This window comes from Paraflavitalea devenefica (genome assembly GCF_011759375.1).
GTDB lineage: Bacteria > Bacteroidota > Bacteroidia > Chitinophagales > Chitinophagaceae > Paraflavitalea > Paraflavitalea devenefica.
In genome coordinates this window covers 1,282,830-1,306,363 of sequence record NZ_JAARML010000002.1, presented here as the reverse complement: position 1 = coordinate 1,306,363, position 23,534 = coordinate 1,282,830, and the positions used below count along the sequence as shown (strand labels likewise).

The 23,534-nt window shown below is 47.0% G+C and carries 23 protein-coding genes and 1 riboswitch; of the genes, 13 read left to right on the top strand and 10 right to left on the bottom strand.

All coding sequences use genetic code 11. The features are described 5' to 3' along the window. Nucleotides 1–6 precede the first annotated feature (6 nt). From HB364_RS14695 to HB364_RS14660, 8 genes are read left to right on the top strand one after another with little or no spacing between them, the layout of a single operon-like run. Nucleotides 7–1,299 (top strand): efflux RND transporter permease subunit, encoded by a 1,293-nt coding sequence (locus HB364_RS14695; protein WP_167288887.1) that lies wholly within the window; start codon nucleotides 7–9, stop codon nucleotides 1,297–1,299. Between the two features lie 2 nt (nucleotides 1,300–1,301). Beyond that, a complete protein-coding gene (locus HB364_RS14690) occupies nucleotides 1,302–3,236 on the top strand; it encodes an efflux RND transporter permease subunit (RefSeq protein WP_167288885.1) in 1,935 nt (644 codons plus the stop codon). Then, entirely contained in the window at nucleotides 3,220–4,473 is a 1,254-nt protein-coding gene (locus HB364_RS14685; protein WP_208419958.1) for a TolC family protein, read from the top strand. The genes HB364_RS14690 and HB364_RS14685 overlap by 17 nt, the downstream gene beginning before the upstream one ends. After that, nucleotides 4,451–5,656: an efflux RND transporter periplasmic adaptor subunit gene (locus HB364_RS14680; RefSeq protein WP_167288881.1), complete on the top strand. Its 1,206-nt coding sequence runs from the start codon at nucleotides 4,451–4,453 to the stop codon at nucleotides 5,654–5,656. The genes HB364_RS14685 and HB364_RS14680 overlap by 23 nt, the downstream gene beginning before the upstream one ends. 3 nt (nucleotides 5,657–5,659) lie before the next feature. Next, a complete protein-coding gene (locus HB364_RS14675; RefSeq protein ID WP_167288879.1) occupies nucleotides 5,660–6,880 on the top strand; it encodes an efflux RND transporter periplasmic adaptor subunit in 1,221 nt (406 codons plus the stop codon). A gap of 33 nt (nucleotides 6,881–6,913) precedes the next feature. Beyond that, on the top strand, nucleotides 6,914–7,480 hold the full coding sequence (locus HB364_RS14670; protein ID WP_167288877.1) for a DUF3347 domain-containing protein: 567 nt from the start codon (nucleotides 6,914–6,916) through the stop codon (nucleotides 7,478–7,480). 27 nt (nucleotides 7,481–7,507) lie between these two features. Continuing rightward, complete coding sequence (locus tag HB364_RS14665; protein ID WP_167288875.1) at nucleotides 7,508–8,083, top strand: DUF2911 domain-containing protein; 576 nt, start codon at nucleotides 7,508–7,510, stop codon at nucleotides 8,081–8,083. 39 nt (nucleotides 8,084–8,122) lie between these two features. Then, the gene (locus HB364_RS14660; RefSeq protein ID WP_167288873.1) at nucleotides 8,123–10,192 is read left to right on the top strand and encodes a copper-translocating P-type ATPase; all 2,070 of its coding nucleotides are present in this window, start codon (nucleotides 8,123–8,125) and stop codon (nucleotides 10,190–10,192) included. An 18-nt stretch (nucleotides 10,193–10,210) separates the two neighbouring features. Here HB364_RS14660 and HB364_RS14655 read toward each other — a convergent pair whose 3' ends face one another. The 4 genes from HB364_RS14655 to HB364_RS14640 form a co-directional block, all read right to left on the bottom strand. Next, entirely contained in the window at nucleotides 10,211–11,167 is a 957-nt protein-coding gene (locus HB364_RS14655) for a DUF1259 domain-containing protein (protein ID WP_167288871.1), read from the bottom strand. Nucleotides 11,168–11,315: 148 nt separating this feature from the next. Beyond that, nucleotides 11,316–11,768: a chromate resistance protein ChrB domain-containing protein gene (locus HB364_RS14650; RefSeq protein ID WP_167288870.1), complete on the bottom strand. Its 453-nt coding sequence runs from the start codon at nucleotides 11,766–11,768 to the stop codon at nucleotides 11,316–11,318. 89 nt (nucleotides 11,769–11,857) lie between these two features. Continuing rightward, nucleotides 11,858–12,256, bottom strand: coding sequence for a tetratricopeptide repeat protein (locus HB364_RS14645; protein ID WP_167288868.1), 399 nt, complete (start codon nucleotides 12,254–12,256; stop codon nucleotides 11,858–11,860). A gap of 294 nt (nucleotides 12,257–12,550) precedes the next feature. Next, nucleotides 12,551–12,970 (bottom strand): response regulator, encoded by a 420-nt coding sequence (locus HB364_RS14640; RefSeq protein WP_167288866.1) that lies wholly within the window; start codon nucleotides 12,968–12,970, stop codon nucleotides 12,551–12,553. A gap of 267 nt (nucleotides 12,971–13,237) precedes the next feature. Between HB364_RS14640 and HB364_RS14635 the strand changes: the two genes are divergently transcribed. After that, nucleotides 13,238–13,480 (top strand): hypothetical protein, encoded by a 243-nt coding sequence (locus tag HB364_RS14635; protein WP_167288864.1) that lies wholly within the window; start codon nucleotides 13,238–13,240, stop codon nucleotides 13,478–13,480. A gap of 848 nt (nucleotides 13,481–14,328) precedes the next feature. Here the strand turns inward: HB364_RS14635 and HB364_RS14630 are convergent. Further along, a complete protein-coding gene (locus tag HB364_RS14630) occupies nucleotides 14,329–14,697 on the bottom strand; it encodes a DUF1801 domain-containing protein (RefSeq protein ID WP_167288862.1) in 369 nt (122 codons plus the stop codon). Between the two features lie 123 nt (nucleotides 14,698–14,820). Here HB364_RS14630 and HB364_RS14625 point away from each other — a divergent pair, with 123 nt between their 5' ends. After that, nucleotides 14,821–16,470, top strand: a complete 1,650-nt coding sequence (locus HB364_RS14625; protein WP_167288860.1) for a PAS domain-containing sensor histidine kinase — start codon at nucleotides 14,821–14,823, stop codon at nucleotides 16,468–16,470. Here HB364_RS14625 and HB364_RS14620 read toward each other — a convergent pair whose 3' ends face one another. The 5 genes from HB364_RS14620 to HB364_RS14600 all read right to left on the bottom strand — a co-directional run bounded on the left by HB364_RS14620 (nucleotide 16,471) and on the right by HB364_RS14600 (nucleotide 19,749). Continuing rightward, the gene (locus HB364_RS14620; RefSeq protein ID WP_167288858.1) at nucleotides 16,471–16,881 is read right to left on the bottom strand and encodes a response regulator; all 411 of its coding nucleotides are present in this window, start codon (nucleotides 16,879–16,881) and stop codon (nucleotides 16,471–16,473) included. Between the two features lie 73 nt (nucleotides 16,882–16,954). Further along, the gene (locus HB364_RS14615; RefSeq protein ID WP_167288856.1) at nucleotides 16,955–18,910 is read right to left on the bottom strand and encodes a KUP/HAK/KT family potassium transporter; all 1,956 of its coding nucleotides are present in this window, start codon (nucleotides 18,908–18,910) and stop codon (nucleotides 16,955–16,957) included. 145 nt (nucleotides 18,911–19,055) lie between these two features. Then, nucleotides 19,056–19,226 (bottom strand): DUF1328 domain-containing protein, encoded by a 171-nt coding sequence (locus tag HB364_RS14610; protein ID WP_167288854.1) that lies wholly within the window; start codon nucleotides 19,224–19,226, stop codon nucleotides 19,056–19,058. A 120-nt stretch (nucleotides 19,227–19,346) separates the two neighbouring features. Then, entirely contained in the window at nucleotides 19,347–19,511 is a 165-nt protein-coding gene (locus HB364_RS14605) for a DUF1328 domain-containing protein (RefSeq protein WP_167288852.1), read from the bottom strand. 19 nt (nucleotides 19,512–19,530) lie between these two features. Beyond that, complete coding sequence (locus tag HB364_RS14600; RefSeq protein WP_167288850.1) at nucleotides 19,531–19,749, bottom strand: hypothetical protein; 219 nt, start codon at nucleotides 19,747–19,749, stop codon at nucleotides 19,531–19,533. A gap of 268 nt (nucleotides 19,750–20,017) precedes the next feature. On the opposite strand from HB364_RS14600, the gene HB364_RS14595 reads away from it, so the two are divergent. The 3 genes from HB364_RS14595 (at nucleotide 20,018) to HB364_RS14585 (ending at nucleotide 23,525) form a co-directional block, all read left to right on the top strand. Beyond that, nucleotides 20,018–20,815 carry an MbnP family protein gene (locus tag HB364_RS14595; RefSeq protein ID WP_167288849.1) on the top strand — a complete coding sequence of 266 codons (798 nt, stop codon included), beginning with the start codon at nucleotides 20,018–20,020 and terminating at the stop codon, nucleotides 20,813–20,815. A 1-nt stretch (nucleotide 20,816) separates the two neighbouring features. Beyond that, nucleotides 20,817–21,896: a cytochrome-c peroxidase gene (locus HB364_RS14590; protein WP_167288847.1), complete on the top strand. Its 1,080-nt coding sequence runs from the start codon at nucleotides 20,817–20,819 to the stop codon at nucleotides 21,894–21,896. A 53-nt stretch (nucleotides 21,897–21,949) separates the two neighbouring features. Further along, a riboswitch (cobalamin riboswitch) is annotated at nucleotides 21,950–22,209 on the top strand. A 206-nt stretch (nucleotides 22,210–22,415) separates the two neighbouring features. Continuing rightward, nucleotides 22,416–23,525 (top strand): DUF5074 domain-containing protein, encoded by a 1,110-nt coding sequence (locus tag HB364_RS14585; RefSeq protein WP_167288845.1) that lies wholly within the window; start codon nucleotides 22,416–22,418, stop codon nucleotides 23,523–23,525. Nucleotides 23,526–23,534 lie beyond the last annotated feature (9 nt).

The window sequence follows — 23,534 nt, the reverse complement described above, 5'->3', positions numbered from 1 at the left end:
ACAGTTATGGTTCATAAAATAATAGAATGGTCACTCCAAAATCGGTTCATTGTACTGGTGCTGTCCGCCGGGTTATTTGTATGGGGGTTCTTTTCGGTTAAGAAAAACCCGATTGATGCAATCCCTGATTTATCGGAAAACCAGGTGATTGTATTTACAGAATGGATGGGCAGAGGTCCGCAATTGATAGAAGACCAGGTAACTTATCCGCTGGTCACCAACCTGCAGGGATTACCGCGCATTAAATACGTACGGGGCACCTCCATGTTTGGCATGAGTTTCATCTATGTTATTTTTAATGATGACGTAGATATTTACTGGGCCAGGGAAAGGGTATTGGAAAGGTTGAGTACCGTTACAAGATCATTACCTACCGGTGTCACGCCTCAATTGGGACCCGATGGAACCGGTGTAGGCCATGTTCTTTGGTATACGCTCGATGCTCCGAACATGGATTTGGGAGAACAAAGGGCCTTACAGGACTGGTATATCAAGTTTGCGTTACAGAACGTGGAAGGCGTCAGTGAGATCGCTTCTTTCGGTGGCTTTCAAAAGCAATACCAGGTCACTGTTGATCCTAATAAACTACTTTACTATAAACTTTCTGTCCCGGAAGTCATTAATGCCATCCGGACAAACAATAATGAATCAGGTGGCAGAAAGTTTGAATTAAGTGATATAGGATATATTATTAAAACTTCTGGTTACCTGAAATCACTGCAAGAGATTGAAAATATACCTGTCAAAAACCAAAACAGCATTCCCATCCGGGTAGCAGATGTGGCAACCGTACAAATGACCGGTGAAACAAGGCTGGGTATATTCGACCAGGACGGACAGGGGGAACGTGTTGGAGGAATCGTAGTTATGCGCTACGGTCAAAATGCCGCTGCTGTTATTGACAAGGTCAAAGCTAAAATGCAGGAAGTGGCAAAAGGTTTTCCTGAGAAGGTCAAGTTTGATATTGTCTATGATCGCGGGGAACTAATTACAGAATCCATTGATTCCATAAAAAGAACACTTATCGAAGAAATGATTGTCGTTTCTCTTGTGGTAATCATCTTTCTGTTTCACTGGCGGAGCGCCCTGAGTATTATTATACAAATCCCTATTACGTTGGCTGCCAGTTTTATCCTGTTAAACGCCTTTGGTATTTCTTCCAATATCATGTCGCTTACCGGCATCGCACTGGCTATCGGAGTGATCGTGGACAATGGCATTATCATGAGTGAAAATGCTTATAAGCATTTGTCAGTACGGTATGAAGCCTGGTTAAAACAAAACAAACAATCGGCTTAGTTATGAATTGGTTCAACAAGAAAAATAAAAAAGCAGCGAACTGGATTTCAGAAGAAGAACGGTTAAAAGTCATTGAACAATCCAGTAAGCAGGTATCACGGGGCGTTTTCTTCGCCACGGTGATCATCATTACCTCCTTTCTACCGGTATTTATGTTGACGGGGCAGGAAGGCAAGCTATTTCATCCGCTGGCCTACACCAAGACCTTCATCATGATCGTGGATGCCTTGCTGGTAATCACACTCGCGCCCGTATTGATCTCCTTTTTCATGAAAGGTAAATTCAGGCCGGATAACGCCAACCCGGTTAACAGGTTCCTGGAAAGAATATATGAACCCATTATCAGAACGGTGCTGAAATGGCGGAAAACAACTTTGGCCATCAATGTCATTGCCCTGTTGATCACTATTCCTCTGCTCAAAACCCTGGGAACAGAATTTATGCCGCCGCTTGATGAGCAGAGCATATTGTTTATGCCAGTCACCTTGCCCGATGTATCCAACGCTGAGGCCAAACGCATTTTACAGGTACAGGATAAAATTATCAAATCGGTTCCCGAGGTAGATAAAGTACTGGGAAAAGCGGGCAGGGCCAGCACAGCCACCGACAACTCCCCCATCAGCATGATTGAGACCATCATCATGTTGAAACCGAAATCCGCCTGGCGGCCAGGTCTCACCAAAAAAGACGTTGTTAACGAACTGGACGCCAAGTTGCAGATACCCGGCGTCGTCAATGGGTGGACGCAACCGATCATCAACCGCATTAACATGCTGGCTACCGGCATCCGCACGGATGTAGGCGTAAAAGTATACGGACAGAACCTGGACAGCATTGCATCCGTATCAGAGCGGGTGAAAAAAGTACTGGAGGGCACAAAGGGCATTGCCGACCTGTATGTAGAACCTGTGACCGGAGGAAAATACCTTTCTATTAATGTTCGCCGGGCTGACCTGAGTCGTTACGGTTTAAACGTGGATGATGTTAACCAAACCGTTGAAACTTCCCTGGGTGGTTCAACCATAGGCAATACCATTGAAGGCCGCCAGCGTTTTTCTATAGCGGTTCGGTTGGCGCAGGAATACCGCAACAGCGTGGAACGCATTAAACGCATTCCGCTCGTAAGCCCTGCATTTGGAGAAATCCCCCTGTCGGCCGTGGCAGACGTGGTTTTTGAGGATGGCCCACCAATGATCAATTCCGAAAACGCCATGCTGCGAGGCGCTGTCTTATTCAACGTTCGGGACAGGGACCTGGGCAGTACGGTAACAGAAGCCATTCAAAAAATGAATAAGGCCAAAGGTGTATTACCGCAGGGATATTACCTGGAATGGAGCGGGCAATATGAAAACCTGATTCGTGGTCAGCAAACCCTGCTGTGGATAGCGCCCATTGTACTGGTGATTATCTTCTTCTCCTTATACTTCGCCTTTCATTCAATACGTGAAGCCTTTTTAAGCCTGATCACTGTGCCTTTCGCCTTGATCGGGGGTGCTTATATGATCTGGATATGGGGCGCCAATCTTTCTGTAGCGGTGGCCGTGGGCTTTATCGCTTTGTTTGGTATCGCCGTGGAAACAGGTATTGTGATGGTCATTTATCTCAATGATGCCATGAAACAACTGGTCACAGAAAAAGGTAATTCCGGTGAGACCATCACCCCGGAAGATCTTCGCCGGTATGTTATTCAGGGTGCCGCCAAACGGCTGCGGCCCAAATTGATGACTGTATGTGTATCCTTGTTCGGGCTGGTACCTGTACTGTGGGCCAGTGGTGTTGGTACAGATGTTATGAAACCTATTGTATTACCCATGATAGGCGGTGTACTTACTTCTTCCACCCATATACTACTGGTAACTCCCCTGATATTTTTAATGACAAAGGAATATGAATTACGGAAGTACGGAAAACTGGAAATCCATGAGACACAGCATTAAATATATTCTTTTAGTAATCCTGCTGGCTCCCTTGCAATTATTGGCGCAACCACCAGCCATTTTACCGCTGGATACTATTCTGCAAAGGATTGACAGAAATAATGTATTGCTGCAGTCTTATGGTCTGAAAGCAGAAAGCTATAAATACAGTGCCGAAGCAGCTACCGGCTGGATGGCCCCCATGGTGGGTGTAGGAACTTTCATGACGCCTTACCCCAATCAGATTATTATGGATGGCAGGGATAGAGGAAACCTGATGCTGGCCATTGAGCAGGATATACCCAATACGGCAAAGTTAAATGCCAAAAAGAAATACATCGCTTCCCAGGCAAACGTGGAAAGGGCCAACCGGGACATCACCCTGAATGACTTCAAGGCCCAGGCAAAACGGCTTTATTTTAATTGGCTGGTGGCCACACAGCGGATAAAAGTGCTACAGGAAAATGAACGGATCATGGTCATGATGAAAAAGATTGAAGAAGTACGTTATCCCTACAACCAGTCTCAGTTGGGCAGTGTGTTCAAGGCGGATGCCCGTATAGAAGAAAACCGCAACATGATCCGCATGCAGGAAGGCACCATTGCCAAGGCAAGGGCCTGGCTCAACAGTCTGATGAATGCACCCGGCAATCAGCAATTTGAGATTGATTCTTTATATCAACCCTCTTTCACACCATCGGCATCCTATGACACCGCTATGTTAGCATCCGTACGAAAAGATGTTTTTAAAATGAATGAAAGCATCCGCTCCATGCAATTGAATGTGGAGAGTATGCAGAAAGAAAAAAAGCCGGATTTCCGTATCCGCTTTGATCATATGTATCCCCTGGATGCGGCTATGCCTACTGCATTCAGCGTGATGGGCATGGTATCTATACCCATTGCTCCCTGGGCTTCCAAAATGTATAAAAATGAAGTTAAAGCCATGCAGTATAATATACAGGGCATGGAAAAGGAACGGGCGGCCATGCTCCAGGAAACGCAGGGCATGCTGTATGGTATGCAATACGAAATTCAATCCATGCAAAAACGCATCATTGCCATGGAGGAAAAGATCATTCCCGCCCTTAAAAAAACATTCGATGCCACTTTCCTGGTGTACCAGGAAAATAAAATACAGTTGCCCGCTGTCATTGACGCCTGGGAAGCGCAAACCATGATGCAAATGAATGTGCTGGATGAAAAATTGAAATTATACGAAATGATTGTGGATTATGAGAAGGAATTATATCGTTAATACGCTATTATTAATACTGCTGGCATCAGTATCCTGTAAGGATAAAATAGTGAAAGAAGCCAACAGGGAATTGGTCATTGATAGTGGCATGAGCAGGCGCACAAAACCAACCAATGAACAGGTGATCGCCAGCATTCCTGCCATCAATGCCGAAACCGGTACCCGCATCAGTTCAGTGGAAGTAAGTGGTAGGATCACCTATGATGCCCGCCATCAAACCAGCCTGGCCAGCCGGGTAAGCGGGCGCATCGAAAAATTACTGGTTAAATATAATTATCAACCGGTAAGGAAAGGACAACTGATCATGGAGATCTATTCCCCGGACCTGGCTGCTGCTCAGCGCGAGTTAATATTTGTCGCCCACAATAGTCCGGAAATGTTAGCAGGAGCCAAACAAAGGTTGTTGTTGTTGGGTATGTCTTCAAGCCAAATTGAACAGGTGGTTAAAACCGGCAACATTTCCTACCGCGTTCCGGTATATAGTAATGCGAATGGATATATACTGGAACAATCAGCCATTCCCACTACGCCTGCGGCGGCAGGCGCCCCAACAATGGGTCAGCCTGCTGCGGGAGGAAGTGGCATGGAAGGAATGGGTGGTGGCAGCCCTACCGGTAATACTACTGCTACGCTGCCAGTAGCTACTTCCACTCCAGTAATGATCCGCGAAGGTCAATACGTAAATGCGGGCCAGACGGTTTTTACCATCTATCAGGCCACTAACCTTGTGGCAGAATTTGCATTCCTCCCGTCATTGGCCACGCAATTAAAAAAAGGACAAAAACTGTTGTTCTACCCGGCTGGAAATAAAAACGCTATTCAATCTGCCCGTTTAGGGCTAATAGAACCTGTGTTTCGCAACGGACAGAACTTCTTGATAGGAAGAGTTTACCTGGATAAAAATAATTTTCAGGTTGGACAATTGCTTACCGGTATTATCCCTGTCGTTTACACCGGAAACTGGTGGCTACCTAAAAAAGCTGTCTGGCGATTAGGTACTAAGTCTGTTGTATTCAGAAAAGATAATGGCCTGTATAGCCCTATCGAAATACAAACCGGGATAGAATCGGAAGGTTTTATACAAGTTATTACTGATATAGCAGGTTGGCAGGTAGCTTCTAACGCAGCTTATCTCGTAGATAGCGAAAGTTTCATAAAAGTAAATGGCAAAGCCAAACAGTAGTATATGGAAAGAAAGCGATTTATAAAGACCCTTGCTATTTTTACTATGGCACCAGTGCTGGTTTTAGAGGCTTGTAAAGAAGGCAACAAAAAGAATACGGAACAGCAGGCAAAGGCGGCTCAGACCTATACCTGTCCCATGCATCCGCAGATCGTCCAAAACAAACCAGGAACCTGCCCAATCTGTGGAATGGACCTGGTGCCCTTTGATAAAAATAATAAAGATGCTTTCCTGACCCTCAGTGAAAGCCAGGTATCACTTGCGAATGTAACTACCATGACCATTGGCGCAGGTGCATTATCCAATGTAAAACAGTTAAATGGCAGGCTTGCAACAGATCCTGAAAAAACGGTTGTCATATCTACGCGAGTGCCAGGCAGGATTGAAGCATTGTATGTACGGGAAACAGGTGTCAAAGTAAATAAAGGCCAACCCTTGTATGAAATTTACTCTGAACAGCTCGCCACTTTACAACAGGAATACTTATTGTCAGCCGCGCAGGCGCGGCAATTCCCGGAAGATGCCCGGTTTCAACAAATAGAAAAAGCTGCCAGGCAAAAACTGGTGCTGTATGATCAATCAGAAACACAAATCAACCAGTTACTTCAGGCACAAAAGATAAGCCCTTATGTAACCTATTATGCGCCCAGCAGTGGCACCGTAGCTGAACTCTCCATTACAGAAGGACAATATACCGCAGAAGGTAGTGCTGTTATGAAACTCGAAGGGTATGGTGAATTATGGGTAGAGGCGGATATATACCCCTCCGAAGCAGGGGCCATCCGTGTGAACCAGGCCGTTCAGGTAATTGTAGCCGGTTGGGAAAACAAACCCCAAACCATGATCATTCAATTTATCAATCCTTCCTTGCAAAGCGGCAGCCAGCTATTACAGGTTCGAGGTACTATTGTCAATCCCGGCAATCAGTGGCAACCAGGACAGCAGGTAAATATCCTATTACCAGTTAAAGCCAAAACAGATGCCCTTACACTGCCGGTAGATGCAGTGATCAGGGACGGAAAAGGAACGCACGTCTGGATCGAAACAGCCAAAGGGAAATTTGAGCCACGTAAAGTAAGGACCGGTATGGAGAATTTTGAATCAGTGGAAATTATTGAAGGATTAGCTGCAGGCGATAAAGTGGTGATCAGCGGAGCTTATTTATTGTATAGCGAATACGTATTAAAGAAAGGTGCTGATCCAATGGCAACACATCAACATTAACGTCACCCGAATATTTACCTAAAAATTAAAAACATGAAACAGTTATTGAAATCAGCTATTCCTGTATTGTCTGTAATCCTTTTTGCCGCCTGCGGTGATGGAAATTCAGGTGGAGATACCGATAAAAAGGATAGCGCAAACCACACAGGCCATGATCAGATGAAAATGGAAGAAGGCAAGACTTCCCCAGCATCTGTAAAGTTAAAAGACGACAAACTCAATGCGGTTTACCAGCATTATGTACACCTGACAACTGCGCTGACAAACGGTGATATGGCAGAAGCCAAAGTTGCCAGCAATGCCATCGAAGCAGGAGCAAAAGAGGTTCCAGGTGCAGAAGCCGTTGCCTCCAATGCTGCAAAAATTACCGCAGCTACCGATATTGAAGTGCAAAGAACTGCTTACTCTACTTTGAGCAATGATTTTATTACCCTTGTAAAAAAGTCAGGTCTTAATTCCGGTGAACTATATGTGGATTATTGCCCGATGGCTTTGAATGATAAGGGAGCTTCCTGGATCAGTCCTAACAAAGAAATCAAAAATCCTTACTTCGGCGAAAAAATGATGACCTGCGGAGAGGTAAAAGAAACTATTAAATAAACGTCCTAATACTAAACAGCATTCAGTATGTTTCAATCAACTTTCGTATCCAGGTTCTGGCTGGTAGTTATATTACTGGCCGGAGCTTTGAAATTACAGGCACAAAAGGAAGCAGTTTGTTACAATCCAAACTTGCTGAAAGATACCAGTAAACGTAGCATTAAATCGGCTGCTGTTGGAGTAATTGGTCATGATTCTGTTAAGATCAATTATCATTCACCGGGTGTAAGGGGCAGGATAATATGGGGCGGATTGGTACCCTACGATGAGGTATGGGTTACCGGCGCCCATGATGCCACCACCCTTGAAATCGGGCACACCTTTGTCGTGGGCGGAAAAGAAATACCTGCCGGAAAATACGCTCTTTTCACTATACCTGGTAAAAATGAATGGACCGTGATCATCAATACAAAATGGCAACAGCACCTTGCCACAGAATATGACCAGAAAGAAGATGTAGTAAGGATTAAGGTCAAACCGGTAAAATATGCGCTGACTGAACGATTACAGTATTTTGTAGAACCTGGGAAAAGTAATACCGGAAAGATTGCTGTAGCCTGGGAAAAATTACGCATTGAATTTCCCATCACGATCAAAGGTTAATGTACAGGTTGCCAATTATCCACCATAAAAGAGCCGATTATGAACCATGAACATCACCATCATCATGCCGAGCCTAAAACCGGACAAGCGCATGAACATCATGCCCATGCTGAAATGCAGCAAACCAGTAAGCAACAGCAAAAGGAAACTGACCATCAGATGCACGATGAACATGCAGGCCATCATACGGAAGGCTTTTTGAAACGGTTCTGGATCTGCCTGGTTGTTACTGTTCCGGTTTTGCTGTTATCACACATGATACAGCAATGGCTGGGCTTTACCTTCACTTTTACAGGAGATAAATATGTACTACTGGCATTGAGCAGTTTTATCTTCTTTTATGGAGGGGGGCCCTTCCTGGTTGGGCTGGTCCGGGAATTGAAATGGGGCAATCCAGGCATGATGACACTGGTGGCCGTAGCCATTACAACTGCTTATGTGTACAGTGTTGCAGTTGTTTTTGGCCTTCCCGGTATGGACTTCTTTTGGGAGCTGGCTACCCTGATCGATATTATGTTGCTGGGCCATTGGCTGGAAATGAAATCGCAAATGGCCGCCTCCCAGGCTTTGGAATCACTGGTAGCTTTGTTGCCTGCAGTAGTGCATGTAGAACGGAATGGAACAGTAACAGATATTTCCTTAAAAGAACTGGAGAATAAGCAGGTCGTTGTTGTGAAACCTGGCGAAAAAATCCCTGCCGATGGCCATATACTGGAAGGCACCTCTTATGTAAATGAAAGTATGTTGACGGGGGAGAGCGTGCCGGTAAAGAAAGAAAAACACGATAAAGTAATCGGAGGAGCCGTCAACGGGGATGGCGCATTAAAGGTAGAAATAACCGGTGCCGGCAGCGATAGTTATCTCAACAAGGTGATTAATATGGTTCAGTCGGCACAAGGTACCAAATCCAACACCCAAAACCTGGCTAACAAGGTGGCCAAATGGCTCACCATTATATCCATCAGCATTGGAATTATAACTTTTATTGTGTGGCTTAGTGCCGGCAGGGAACTGGCCTTCGCCCTGGAAAGAATGGTGACAGTAATGGTAACGGCTTGTCCCCATGCCCTGGGTGTAGCCATTCCTTTGGTAGTAGCTATTTCCACTACCCTGTCTGCTGTTCATGGCTTACTGATCCGCAACCGTACTGCCTTTGAAAATGCCCGAAAGCTGACTACTATCATTTTTGACAAGACAGGTACCCTAACGAAAGGTACCCATGAGGTACAACAGGTGATATCGCTGAATAACCAGTACACACCCGGCCAGTTGTTGCAATACGCAGCAGCCATACAACAAAACTCTGAACACCACATTGCCCATGGCATTATGCGCAGGTTGAAACAGCAAAGCCTGGAATTATGGAAAACCTCCGACTTCCAATACATGCAGGGCATGGGAGTTACCGGCATTGTAAACGGCAAAAAAGTGATAGCTGCGGGACCCAACTACTTTAAGCAGCAGAAAACAAGTGCTCCACCGATCCCTGAAGGAATAGATCAGACTACAGATACTGTTACGTTCCTATTGATAGATGATAAGCCTGCCGGTATCATTACACTGGCAGACAGCATCCGCGAAACAGCCGCAGAAGCCATAAACGCCCTTAGGCAGATGAACATAAAATCTTTCCTGTTAACGGGTGACAATGAAAAAGTAGCCGCTGCAGTAGCCCAAAAGCTGCAAATGGATGGCTATCTCGCCAATGTATTACCGCATGAAAAACTACACAAGGTAAAAGAGTTCCAGGATAAAGGAGAGATCGTAGCCATGACGGGTGATGGGGTGAATGATGCACCCGCATTGGCCCAGGCAGATGTAGGCATTGCAGTAGGTTCCGGAACAGATGTAGCCGCAGAAACTGCCGATATTATTTTGGTGAACAGTGATCCCAAAGATGTGGTACAGATGATCGCTTTTGGCCGGGCTACCTATCGCAAGATGATCCAGAACTTATTTTGGGCGGTTGGCTACAATGTGATTGCCATTCCATTGGCAGCAGGTATTTTGTATCCCACATTCATGCTCAGTCCAGCCATGGGGGCTGTGCTAATGAGTTTAAGTACGATCATTGTAGCCATCAATGCAAAATTCCTGCGGATGTCTTAACACGGCGGTTCTCATCCACTATTTGTTCTCTTTCCCGGTTTTATCCAGGGCTGCTTTAAACGCTTTGGCCAGTTTTTCAGCAGGACCTACTCCCCAGTAGTGCAGGAAGAAAATATGGGGATGCTCGTGTACCATGTGGTTATGCACTGCCACTACTTCGATGCCGTTTTCGACCAGGGTCTTTATCACCGGCTCTACTTCATTTTCGAGCATGGCAAAATCGCCGGCCACCGCTGCTTTTTCCGGTGTTCCCTGCCAGGCGGCCCAGGTATTGAAGCCCATGAAGCTGCTGACGGGGATTCCGTGTTCCAGTAAAGCCACATCCGGCCTGCCGATGGTGTATTTGTATACACCTTTAGCAGCTTCGCCTTTGTAGCCAATGATAGAATCGAGCATGGAGGTGCTGATGGTATTGATCACACTGTCGGGTTTGCTGGCTTTGGGATCTTTGCCCCTGGAGGCTGTGACCCTGTCAAAGATCGCTTTTACACGCGCGGATAGTTGAGCCGCTTTACCTCTCCCGTCAATGTGCATGTACATGACATTGGGATGGTTGCGGACAAAGTGGTTGTGAATAGCGGTAATGGCAAAACCCTGTTTGATGACCTCCTGCTGCACCGGGGCCAGATCGGTTTCGGTAAGAATGATATCGCCCATGACCATGGCACTATCGGCGCAGGGTGTAAAGGCGGCCCAACTGCCCAGGCCCATAGGTGGTATGATCTTAAAACCATCTACTACCACGTTGAGGTCATGCTGCGGCACAGTGATCTTATACTCCCCATTTTTTGACACTCCCTTCATGCCGGTAACCTGTTCAATGGTGGCAATGTCGAGTTTGCTGCTGCCCGGCGGGCAGGCAATGGTATCTTTCCTGGGTTCACTGCCGGCAGCGATCTTATTCTCATTTCCTGACTGATCACAGGCTGTCATGAATGTTCCTGTGATGATCATTAAGCCCAAAAACCGTTTCATAATATCTATGTTTGTTGTATTCGTTTTCAATCCCACCAGTAGTTCCCTTAGTTCCCTGCTTTCCTTTTGCTGCAATCTAAGCTCCAAATTTGAAGAAATTCTGCCTGGCCTTACAGGTTTTAATCAGCAGCCGCATAAAGTTTATGGTTTACCCTTGTGGGTTCCAGGTGTGTCTTTCAGATTGTACGTATTTAGCCCAACTGTATAAGGCATCGTATAGCTTCATGCCTATGGCTAACATTTCCTGGTCATTTTTATAGTTATACGATAGCCCTGCTGAGATGGCCCATAAGCCCGCCGCCTGGGGCGCCAGGTGAAAGCTATCTGTATCAGCGCCTCTTATAATTTGTGCCATTTGCAAGAGGGCCGGATCGGTGAGGGCATGTTTTTTAATGATGTAATCGAACGTGCATTGGTTTCCATAATGCGTATATTCCGCACCCGGCAGATCGTAAGGAATCGCATGCTGTTCCGTTGCTTTTTCAAACACCTGTTCTTTGGGAACATAAATAAACTCGGCCTCTTTATCCACAAAGTTCTGAATCAGCCAGGGGCAGGCAATGCGGTCAATTTTGGGCCGCTCCCGTGTAATCCATTTCATACCTGATCATTTGGCACAATTTGTATTATTTACCTGACCTGAAATAGAACAGGAATGACCATTTGGTATAGAAATTACTTTTTTAGGCGTTATTGCTGCAGCCGTTTACGTACGACGGCCAGCCGTTTCCGCCAGGTGGCAAGCTGGCGGGTTTCCAGTTTGGGCGTTCCTTTTCTGTCTACAAGGCCCAGACTTTTCACCAGGGCTTTGGCCATGCGGGCTGTTTTTTTGTTTTTCTTTAGCCATTGTTGTCCACTTTCCTGCGCATGGCGGATATGGGAGGCGATGGCGGACTGAATGATCCTGAGTTCTGTTTTATAGTCCTTCTTCCGGCGATAATAGACCATCAGCCGGTTATACGCCAGGTCATCCATCGGGTCGTTTTTGAGAGCCTGCATGTACAGCTTAGCGGCTTCTTCCGGTTCACCGGCCTGTTCTGCCTGCCTGGCCCGCACGTGCAGGTTGCGGGAGGTATAACGTACCGCCATACGATCAGTGTTTTACCCCTATTGATACAACTGTTGTGCCCTGCAGGAAAGGGAGTCGGCCTGTACCAACTGGCTGCAGTAGGTACTAACCATTATTCGGTGTAGGATAAACTATGCGTAAATAGCAAACAGGCGCCGGAATATTTGTTGCGGGCAGGATTTCGGGACAAATTTACATCACCGCAGACCGTAGAACTTTTTTTTCTTCTTGTGCAAAGAGCAACATATAGTGTTTCATTTATGTGCAAACCCTCCGGTTCCCCGGAGGGTTTTGTGTTACGCTCTACGATAACATTATAATACGGGAGTAACCCTTTTTTTAACAGCGGGGAAAAGCTCCTGCAGGCTTTTGCACAGCAGGGCAAAGTTGGAGGCTTTCGGTAAATACCAGTTGGCTCCTGATGCTTTTGCCTGCTCTATATCTTTCTGGGCCGTGGAAGTACTGTGTATGATCACCGGGATATCGTCATAGAGAGAAATGGATCTAATAGCAGCCAGCAGCTCCATGCCGCCAACCTTGGGCATGTTTAAGTCTAAGAATATACAATCAGGAAGGGGAACGATGCTCTGTTCCAGTAACCGGCTCAAGGCCATCTCACTATCCGTCTCCACCATACATTGAACAGGTTCACGAATGGTTTCGAAGGCCAGTCGTAAAATGTATAGATCATCTTCATTATCATCAATAAGCAGGAGGCGTGGGAGATTTTGCATAGGAGTAATTATTAGGTTATTGAAGGCACGGCGGTTTACGCTTTAATAAGGCAATTATGGGACCAATTAACAACAAAGGAAATTAAGGAAAGATCTAATTTGTAGCAAAAAAGATATCCGGCCATCGCAACAAGCAGCGGGAACATAGCCAGTTTTGTAGACAAAATTCTACATCACCCAGGAATAGTATAAAGGCCATCCATCCAACAGTGAGTGTAAACCCTTAGGAATAAACAGTTGGTGTAGTATTTGCGGCCTCTTTTGATTATGGATCGAAACTATCAGCAATTAGACTTGCCAACTTTAGTTGACTTGCTGGCAGAAGAAACGCAACGATTTACCAGGGCTTTTATTAGTGGCACTCAGGACGAAATCCTGCAATACAAAGCAAGTACAGACGCGCTTGTTGCAGAAATTAACCGCCGGAAAAAGGAAGCATCCTTACCATCAATGACCGACTCCCCCATTCCGCCTAATGATCCTGTTGAGACACCCACTCCATCGCCATAGTAGGTCGTTTTCCCTTGCCACACTTTAGTGCAAGTTGTAACTTAACCAGATTTACCGGAATTGATTACAGGGGCTTTGTGCCCCTGTTTCTTTTAAAGTCGCTGAGGCCTATGCGCAGAAAGCCGCTTACAGCCACGGGCGTTTCAGAGAAGGAGTATATCCAGCCCCTACCCTCTATAACCGGATCTCTGTGCCAAAGAGAAAGTCATACAGACAGGAAGACCTGTTGGGCCGCCATTGGGACAACTACTTAGTTCCGCTACAGGTTGATGCATATCAAATAATTGACTTGTCGAAAAAAATGCCTGTTGCCTTTAGTACAGCAGGCAGGCTTACTTGTTATAACTATAAAGGATAAGGTTAATGGTTAACGCAATTCAACTAGCGCGCCCCGCATTTCCATGCGGGGCATTTTTTTGGAGCAGTTGATTAGGCACTAACCATTAAACAGTGTAGTATAAACTATGCGACCTATGAAACAAACGGCAGCAGGATATGGCTGCAAGCCATATAATAGAACTGCGAGACTGCAAGCCTTCGCAGAGCATTTTATTGATGTATAGCCATCGATTTAATGACCACTTAGTGTTGTTTAGGATTGATGTACATCAAATAGTCAGTATCCTGAAAAAAAAGTACCTGTTGCTTTTAGTACACAAAGCGCATTTACTTGTTATAATAAAAAGGATAAGGTTTAATGGTTAACGAATTTGATTAGTGTTCGCCCTGCATTTCCATGCGGGGCTTTTTTTTGTATGCTCAACTAGAGAGGCACAAGTACCCAACCGCCCAAGGCCGGGCTGCATACTTGCGCCAATGTAGGGCCAGAGCCGGAAAGTAAGGTAAAGTTATACGCTTGCCGGACGTTCTTCCCCTTCATCAATCCGCTTCAGGTAGTAGTGCAGCTTTTGCAGGATCAGTTCTACCGGCAGGTCTTCATTGGGATCTACCTGGAATGACTCATACCGGTCTTTAGGCTTTACGCCCGGCACCACTTCCTGCAAACTTTTATCGAGACAAAATCCCAGCATCAGCTTTTTACGGTTCAGCCAGAGATAACCCAGCTTTTTGCCTTTATAGGTGAAGAACGGGATCTGGAATTTACGTTCATGCACAATACCAGGATGGGCATTTACAATAATATGCCGCAGGGCCAGGAGACAGCCCTGGTAAGGCTCCGGCTTGCTGAGGTAATACTGTTCCAGTTGGGTGGTCATGGAAGACTAAGGTACTCCATCTGGTATAAAATTGGTATTGGATTACTTATCAACCTCTTAATTCCTTTTTAATGCGTAGCCAGGCTGAATTGCCTACCTTTAATAATAACCAATAAATGAGGCATGATGCAGCAAGGGGGATTCCTGAATGGTTTAGCGTCAACGTTGGCAAGCAGTGTAAGGGAGGGCCATTCCCCGGGTGACCAGTTATTGGACCTGCTGCCGGTAGCCGTATATACCACTGATACCGAAGGCATCATCATGCAGTACAACCGGGCGGCGGCCGTTCTGTGGGGCCGGGAGCCCGTAATCGGCCAGGAGGTGTGGTGCGGTTCCTTTAAGATCCTGCAGACAGACGGCAACGAGCTTCCACTGGATACCTGCCCGATGGCGGTATGCCTGAAGGAACAGCGGCCGGTAAATGGTGAAGAAATTATTGTTGTACGGCCGGATGGTTCAGCCCGCCATGTAGCCCCCCATCCCCAACCCATTTTTGATGCCACAGGCAGGATGACCGGAGCTATTAATATGCTGGTGGACATTACGGACCTGAAGCGTACAGAACTGGCCTTGCGGGAAAGCGAAGCTCAATACCGGTCATTGGCAGTTTCCCTGGAGAAACAGGTAGTAACCAAAATGGAGGAACTGGAAAAAAGTGAAGAGCGCTACCACAAGATGATTGAAGAAGTAGAAGATTATGCGATTATTTTATTAAGTAAGGAAGGAATTATTCAAAACTGGAATAAGGGCGCCCAAAAGATCAAAGGATATAAAGAGAAAGAAATTGTAGGTAAAAGCTTCGAGGAATTTTACCTCCCGGACGACCGGCAGCGAGGTCTGCCCCTGCAATTGCTGCGGCAGGCCACTGAACAAGGAAAAGCGGTCCACGAAGGCTGGAGAAGAAGAAAGGATGGCAGCGCTTTCTGGGGCAGCATTGTATTAACCGCCTTGCATGATGACCAAAATAAGGTGATCGCGTTCTCCAAGGTGACCCGCGATCTGACGGAAAGAAAGCTGGCCGAAGACCAGTTGAAAGCGTACCTGGCCCAGCTTGAATTTCAAAATAAGGAGCTGGAAGCGTTTGTGTATGCTGCTTCACACGATATGAAGGAACCGCTGCGCAAGATCCGCACTTATAATGGCTATATAGCAGAAAACACCGCCCATCAACTGGATCCTAAATCAAGGGAATATTTAAACCGGGCTGTTAAAGCAGCAGAGCGAATGCAGCAAATTCTTGAAGACCTGCTGGTGTATGCTATAACAACTTTGAATGCCGAAGGTCATCATGAAGTAGACCTCCATGAAATCATTCAGGAGATAGCTTTTTTTCATGCCGAAGAGCTGGAACAAAAAAACATCCGCCTGGAAACGGGCAAACTGATGCCCTTACGGGCGGTTCCTTTCCAGGTGAAACAACTCCTGTTTAACTTAATCAATAATTCCATTAAGTATAAGCACCCCGCCCGGGATGGTGTGATTAAAATAGAGAGCAAGGTGGTAAAAGGATATGCCATCAAAGGGGAAGAAGCAGACCCCCACAAAGCATATTATAAACTCCAGGTAACCGATAATGGTATTGGATTTGATCCCCGCTTTAGCCAGAAGATCTTTGAACTGTTCCAGCGGTTGGATAATCTCGTGGAAGCAAAAGGAACGGGTATCGGCCTTGCTATCTGTAAAAAAATTGTCCAGCACCACAAAGGGTTTATCCAGGCTACCGGAATACCCGGTGAAGGCGCCAGCTTCACCATTTACCTGCCTCAAGACTGATCAGCCTCGGTGATTACAAATGGCCAGAAATTTAGTGGCGAGCTTGTGAAATCCTTTAATACTGTCGGGTTTCACAAAATATTCCACAGCGCCATTGCGGAGGCATTCCTGTATGTGCGGGGAGGCATTGGACGTACTTAGTACAATTTTAGGAATGGTCTGGTACCGTTCCTGTGTTTGCATATAGGCCAGCACCTGGGCGCCCGTCATTTCGGGCATGTTGTAATCAAGAATAATGAGGCAGGGCAGCTCGCTGTCGGGACTTGCATTGAGGTATTCGAGGGTAGTGCGTCCATTTAAAAATTTAACCACCTCTGCGCCGGGCTGTACGTCGAGAATGGCTTCTTCAATCAGTTCGAGGTCTTCCTCATCATCATCGGCCATTAGAATTCTCAGGTTACTTGGTTCCATATCGTGCCGGTTTAGCGTCTACAGTAAAGATAAGTGCGCGGCATCATTCCACCCAAATGGAAATAAACGGGGTTCAACCAACCTTCTCCCGCACCAACTGTTCGTGCACAACGGGCGTTACCACGACCGGGTATTTCTCCACGGTGACATTGCTGGGATCGAGACCGAAGTTGACCGACTCTTTTACACTGAGCAATTTGAGGTTGAAGAAGCTTTTCATAATGAAGTTCTTCCGGAAAGGCATGTCGTTATCAAAGGACAGGAAGGACTCCAGCACCAGGAAGCGGAAATCACCAATAGCGCTTTCCTGGTAATACTGTTCATGCCGCTCTGATACATCTACCTCGCCGGTCTTTACCAATTCGCTCACCACCTGCCGGAAGTAATAATCCACCCGGGGATCTACCCGGAAACCAAAGTTGAAAACAATAAAGTAGATGTCATTTTTTACAATGGTTTCTACGCGGTAACGCCAGGCATAAGGTTCATCCAGCACATTCACATGCACAAACCAATAGATATCGGCCCGCTTGGGCGATTTGGAGAGGATGGAATCAATAGCAGTTTGCTCCACCATACGCGAAGAACCGGAGGGCGTGAGGTATACAAGGTTGGTAGCGTACTTGGGGATCTTTTCATCGCTGCTCAGCCGCTTCAACAGTTCAATGTAATTTTCTATCGGAACCAGTTTGGTAAGCGCGCGTTTGATGTTGCGCCCGCGGTGCCAGATAAACATAACGAGGAAGAGTACCGCGCCGATGACGAGCGTGATCCAGCCCCCTTCTTTGATCTTCTGGAAATTGGCAATTAAGAAAGAGATTTCAATGGCCAGGAATAAACCGGTAATGAACATCACTACCGGGAAGGGTACCCGCTTTACCTGCAGATAGTAGTTGATAAGCACCGTGCTCATGAGCATGGTAAGCGTAACGCTTAATCCGAAAGCGGCTTCCATGGCCGTAGACTCGCGGAAGTGCAATACCATAGCGATGCAACCTGCCATGAGGAACCAGTTGATGAAGGGAATATAGAGCTGCCCTTTAAAGTTACCGGGAAACACCACGCGGTGCCGCGGCCATATATCCAGCCGTATGGCCTCGTTGATGAGGGTAAAGCAGCCGCTGATGAGCGCCTGGCTGGCAATGATGGTAGCCAGGGTGGCCAGCACCAGGGAAGGCAGGAAGATCGCATCGGGCACGATATGGTAGAAAGGACTTATAATGCCCACCGGCTCACCAACATGCTGCAGCAGCCAGGCCGTTTGCCCCGCGTAGCTGAGGATGAGCGTAACCTTGATATACGTCCAGCTTACGCGTATATTGTTGCGGCCGCAATGGCCCATATCGCTGTACAGGGCCTCGGCCCCGGTGGTACAAAGGAAGATGCTGCCCAGCAACCAGAAACCGCCCGGCACTTCCCGCAGCATCACCCAGGCATAATACGGGTTGAGGGCTTTGAACACGCCCGGTGAATGGCGCATGGCCATGAGCCCCAGTACGCCGATGAACGTAAACCATACGAGCATAACAGGGCCAAATATCTTCCCGATCTTCTCCGTCCCAAATTGCTGGAAGCAGAAGAGGCCAATGAGAATGACGACAATGATGGGAACGGTATTAATATGCGGATTGATCTTCTGCAGGCCTTCAATGGCGGAAGCGACCGAGATGGGCGGGGTAATGATGCCATCGGCCATGAGGAAGGCGCCGCCGGCCATGGCCGGAATCAGCAACCATTTACCCCAGAAACGGCGAATAAGCGCATAGAGGGAAAAGATACCACCTTCCCCGTTGTTATCGGCCTGGAGGGTGATGATCACGTATTTCAGCGTGGTTTGAAAGAAGAGGGTCCAGAAGATCGCCGAGAGCGCGCCGAGCGCCACGTCTTCCGTTATGACCCGGTCATGAAAAACGGCATTGAGTGTGTACAATGGTGAAGTACCAATGTCGCCAAACACAATGCCGGTAGCAATTAAAACACCTGCTGAGGTAACCCGTTTATGGAACAATGCTGTTGAAGTCGCCTGCATGCGTTTTTTTGAGCGCCAAAATACTATAAAAACAGCTTGTCAGGTTATATGATTTTTCTTATTTATACGATACAGTCCTACCCTGCACGGAAGTAATCCTTCCATTAGCCACGCTATACCTTATCACCATGTCTCCACTTTGCGATTATTGCTTATCGGCCCTTATGCTGTTCGCTATCAGTGATCCAACAAACAAGATCATAAAAATAAAGAACACGACCCTCGCAACACCTTCAACACTGGCTGCGATACCGGCAAACGCAAAGAGCCCGGCGATGACCGCTATTGTTATGAAAACAATTGACCAGCGAAACATAACCAAGGATTTTATTGTTTACAATAGATCCCCACTACACAAAGGTACTATGTAGAAGTAGCATGCCTGCGCTCTTTTTAAGCACCAAATACTATAAAAACAGCTTGTTTTGTTATCCTCTTAAGGTGTTCTTGTTCTGCCAAATATCAGCGATAACAGGAATAGTACGATAAAAATAAAGAACAGGATCTTGGCTATGCCTGCCGCACCGGCTGCAATACCGCCAAATCCGAAAAGCGCCGCGATAATGGCTACTACTAAAAAGATGATTGTCCAGCGTAACATAAATAAAAGATTTAATTGTTTACAATGGATCATAATCCCGCGCCTTATACAACGGCGCATCCATAAACAAGGGCAATGCAGCAGGTGCAGGTTTCGCTGCTCCTGCCGGTATACTCCTGTACACGGTTACTTCAGGCTGATCCTTTTCTTGATGGGGTCTGGCTACAGGAACAGCAGCGGGTATCATTAACTGATCTCCGTTCCGGCTGCCTGCATCCCTTTTATTTTGAGTGTTCATACCTTATTAACGTTTAAAAACAATGCCCTCACCAGGCCATTGATCTGGTATTAAAACCTGAGTACACCACTCCACAATATGAACGGATTTGACCATATGTAGTAAACTCCTCCCCCGCTCCCGCTGCTGCGGGAAGGCCGGGAAGGGGGATTGCTAGTCAGTTCCCAACAGTTTATAAAATCATTGTTCATGCATTGGTCGCGCCTGTATTGTTCCGCTTGCCTGCCTCTCAAAATGGCTTATTTTTACGGCTCAATCCATCGAGCTGATGCGCCTGACAACCAGGAAATTCCTGCCCTTATTATTGACTGGCCTGCTGGCAGGCGCCGCCTCCACAGCACAGGTGCTGCTTCGCCTGGATCACCGGGTGGGTAAGCAGCCACTGGTGCTTGACTCAATAGGATACCGCATGCCGGCCGGCGATTCCCTCACGATTTCCCTGTTACAGTATTATATCAGCAATATCGAGCTGATCAGGGCCAACGGAGAGCGATATGTAATACCAAAGAAGGAAAGTTTTTTCCTGGTGAAAGAGCAGGCTGATTCTACGAAGACAATTGCCCTCCCCGTTCCGGAAGGCACTTATTCCGCCATTTCCTTCCTGGTGGGTGTAGACAGTGTAACTTCTACGCTGGGCATCGGGGAAAGAAAAGGCGTACTGGACCCCGGCAGGGATATGGCTGCCGGTGAAAGCATGTACTGGACCTGGAACAGCGGTTATATCTTTTTTAAACTGGAGGGCGCTTCACCTGCGATCCCGGCAGATGCTACCGGTTTCCGGCAGTTTGAATTCCATATTGGCGGCTACGGCGGTTATAATTCCCCTACCATTAATAATATCCGGCGTGTGACAGTCCGGTTGCCGGCAAAAGAACCGTTGCAGGTAAGTGCAGCTAAAAAAGCCATTGTACACCTGCAGTTTGATGTATTGCAGGTACTCAATGCCGTATGGACAATTGACCTGAAGACACAGCACCATATTATGCTTACGCCCGCCAGCTCCCGGGTTGCCGATAATTATGCGCGGGGCTTTGCGTACAGGAACGTGGAATACCAAAACAAGTAGCATGAAAAAAATGCGGGTCATATATGGATGTGCAGTGTTGATGCTGATCTGGTTGCTGAGCGGCTTCCTGCGACATTCCCCTTCATCCTTTGCCGGCAGTTATGCAGACAGCTTTCCGCAACCTGCCCATTTCCCGCGGCCAGTATATGATCTTTCCAAAAACCAATATAATAAGACCAAGGTTGCCCTGGGCAGGCGGTTGTTTTATGATGGCACCCTGTCGAAGAACGGTACCGTGAGCTGCGGCACCTGCCATATACAGGCTTCGGCCTTTTCCCATCACGGTCACCGGCTGAGCCATGGGATATTTGATTCACTGGGCACACGCAATGCGCCGGCCCTGCAAAACCTGGCCTGGGCCACTTCGTTTATGTGGGATGGCGGCGTGAATGACCTCGACCTGCAACCATTGGTACCCATCAGCAGTCATGTGGAAATGGGTGAATCGGTAGAAGCAGTAGTGAACAAGATCAAGCAGGATGCTTACTACCCTACTTATTTTTATGCCGCCTTTGGCAACCGTGAGATCACGACAGCCCGGGTAATGCAGGCGCTGAGTATGTTCATGAGCACCATGGTAAGCGCCAACAGTAAATACGACCAGGTGATCCGTAAAGAAGGTATTGCCTTTACGCCGGAAGAATCGACAGGCTATACTTTATTTAAAAACAAATGCGCCCCCTGCCACAGCGAACCCTTTTTCACCGACTTCAGTTTCCGCAATAATGGCCTGTATCCTTACAGCCAGGATTTCGGGCGTATGGGTGTTACCAGTCAGCCCGCCGACAAGTACCGCTTCAAAGTACCTTCCCTGCGGAATATTTTCTTAACAGCGCCTTATATGCACGACGGACGGTTTAAAGACATAGACCAGGTACTGGAACATTATGCCGCCGGCGTACAGTTGACAGATAATATTGATCCGTTGCTGTTACAATCTTCAGGCAGGACTGGCCTTCCTTTGTCCAACACCGATAGGTCCGCTTTAAAAGCTTTCCTGCACACGCTGACGGATACATCGTTTACCAATAATCCTAAGTTGGGTGAAGTGAACATATGTCCGCAATGTATCAGGTATTAGACAACTTATTAACGAGCTACTCACAATTGATCATTCACCACAATCTTTCCCCTTATCTTTGCAACGCTTAAGGTTCATTACCGTTATGGGTAGTGATTAAAAGGGAATCCGGTGATTGCCACCAGCAAAAATCCGGAGCTGTCCCGCAACTGTAAGTTCTTTACGTGGGTACGCATCATAGTATGTTCGCATATACACCCACGAAATTGCCGGATCTACATGCCACTGTTGCTGTTTTGTATAACGCAAACGCAATGGGAAGGCGTCCGGCAATAGAACAAGCCAGGAGACCTGCCTTCAGCTACCTACTTAATTCATAGCTTTCGGGTAAAAAGCATGAATGATTGGCTGCACGCAGCTTATTCATTTTTTTCCCTGTAGTTATGCCTGCTGTCCCCTGCTGTAACAGGCAACGGCCGGTTGTGCATACCTATGCACCGGAATGACTATCCGGGGTATGGTGTTGTATTGATTAAGTATGGTAACAGGTTGTTTTCTATCACACTTAATCATACCAAAATGCACAACCGGTTATCCGCCATGAAAGGCTTGCTGCTGCTGATCTTTATGGCCAGCCTGGCAGCCTGTAACAAAGACAACGACTTCCAGCAACCGCTCACCCAATCCACCAGCCAAAAGACACAGGTATTGGGCAAGTATGAAAACGGCATCATCCTGGTAAATGAAGGCTGGTTTGGCCATGACAATGGCAATGTAAATTTCTACCGCTACGGACAGGACACGATTGAACAGATGGTATACCACCTGGAGAACCCGGGCAAAGAACTGGGCGTCACCACGCAATACGGCGCCGTATTCAATGGCAAGCTGTATCTGGTATCCAAGCAGGGACCATTCGTGGTAACCGATTCCAAATCGCTGGTAGAGACCGGTCGCATCGCCTCCCTGCCTGCCAATGGCCGCGCTTTCCTGGGACTGGACAGCACCAATGGCCTGATCAGTACTGCCAATGGCATTTACCCGCTCAATCTTTCCACGCTTACGGTAGGCGCGAAGATCACCGGCATCAACGGCGAAACAGGCTGCCTATACAAGGAAGGCAATTACATTTTTGTACTGAACCAATCGGCCGGACTGATAGTACTGAACCAAAGCAATTACAGTATTGTGAAAACCATCGCAGGGATGAACCAGGGGCTTTCCAAAACACCTGATGGCAGCCTCTGGGTGGCAGGCGGTACTTCACTCGTAAAGGTGAACACCACTACTTTAGACACCAATAAGGTGACACTTCCTTTCACCTTGGGCAATCCCTGGTTTGCCTGGAACGTAGGCACCGTTACTACTTCTTCTACGGAGAATGCGGTATTCATTGCCAAAACCATGTCGTGGGGCGCCGGCGGCAACCAGCTTTATAAATACATAGCCGGTAACCCAGCTTCCCTCTCGGCCCCCTTTGCCACGATACCCACTGGTAAGGAGTTTTATGGCGCGGCTGTAGGTTATTATGCTGCCGCCAATGAACTGGTAGTAACAGCTGTACAATCGGGTTATGGGCAAAACTATTCCTATAACAGTCTTTACTTTTATGATGCCGCCAATGCAACCCTGAAGAAAACGGTCAATTATACTTACTACTACTTCCCCGCTTTAATGATCTTCAATTAATCCTGAACC